At 48.6% G+C, this 797-nt stretch carries 6 tRNA genes and 1 rRNA gene; all 7 read right to left on the bottom strand.

What is annotated here, in order from left to right:
- Positions 1-35: 35 nt before the first annotated feature.
- A tRNA-Leu gene (locus AC1D0Y_RS29620) sits at positions 36-124 on the bottom strand.
- A gap of 14 nt (positions 125-138) precedes the next feature.
- Positions 139-213, bottom strand: a tRNA-Gly gene (locus AC1D0Y_RS29615).
- A 23-nt stretch (positions 214-236) separates the two neighbouring features.
- Positions 237-318, bottom strand: a tRNA-Leu gene (locus AC1D0Y_RS29610).
- A gap of 13 nt (positions 319-331) precedes the next feature.
- Positions 332-407 (bottom strand) — tRNA-Lys (locus tag AC1D0Y_RS29605).
- Positions 408-415: 8 nt separating this feature from the next.
- Positions 416-491 (bottom strand) — tRNA-Thr (locus AC1D0Y_RS29600).
- A gap of 26 nt (positions 492-517) precedes the next feature.
- A tRNA-Val gene (locus tag AC1D0Y_RS29595) sits at positions 518-593 on the bottom strand.
- A gap of 9 nt (positions 594-602) precedes the next feature.
- Positions 603-718 (bottom strand): 5S ribosomal RNA (rrf, locus tag AC1D0Y_RS29590).
- Positions 719-797: the final 79 nt, after the last annotated feature.

The raw sequence follows: 797 nt of genomic DNA, 5'->3' as shown, positions 1-797 counted from the left end.
GCTCTATCCAATTGAGCTACGGGCGCTTATTAAAATGGTGCCGAGGGCCGGACTTGAACCGGCACGGTAGTCACCTACCGCAGGATTTTAAGTCCTGTGTGTCTGCCAATTCCACCACCCCGGCAGGACTTATATATGTGGAGCGGAAGACGAGGTTCGAACTCGCGACCCCCACCTTGGCAAGGTGGTGTTCTACCACTGAACTACTTCCGCRCATATATGAAATTAATRAAAGATGCGGGTGAAGGGACTTGAACCCCCACGTCGTAAGACACTAGATCCTAAGTCTAGCGCGTCTGCCAATTCCGCCACACCCGCGTGTGAATATAAATGGTGAGCCATGAAGGACTCGAACCTTCGACCCTCTGATTAAAAGTCAGATGCTCTACCAACTGAGCTAATGGCTCGAAAAAAATGGTGCCGGCAAGAGGACTTGAACCCCCAACCTACTGATTACAAGTCAGTTGCTCTACCAATTGAGCTACACCGGCGTGCAATCTCTGACTTAAATAGTCGATGGTGGAGGATGACGGGATCGAACCGCCGACCCCCTGCTTGTAAGGCAGGTGCTCTCCCAGCTGAGCTAATCCTCCAATATATAAGCCTGGCAACGTCCTACTCTCACAGGGACAAAGTCCCAACTACCATTGGCGCTAAAGAGCTTAACTTCCGTGTTCGGTATGGGAACGGGTGTGACCTCTTCGCTATCGCCACCAGACATATTATATTATACACTATTTCATAAAGAAAGCAATACTTTTTTTCGAAAGATTTATTCTTTCAAAACTAGATAACAG

The sequence above is a fragment of the Priestia sp. P1_B12_1 genome (genome assembly GCF_056406695.1).
Note: the sequence above shows the minus strand (reverse complement) of the source record. Positions and strands in the feature narration are given on the sequence as shown.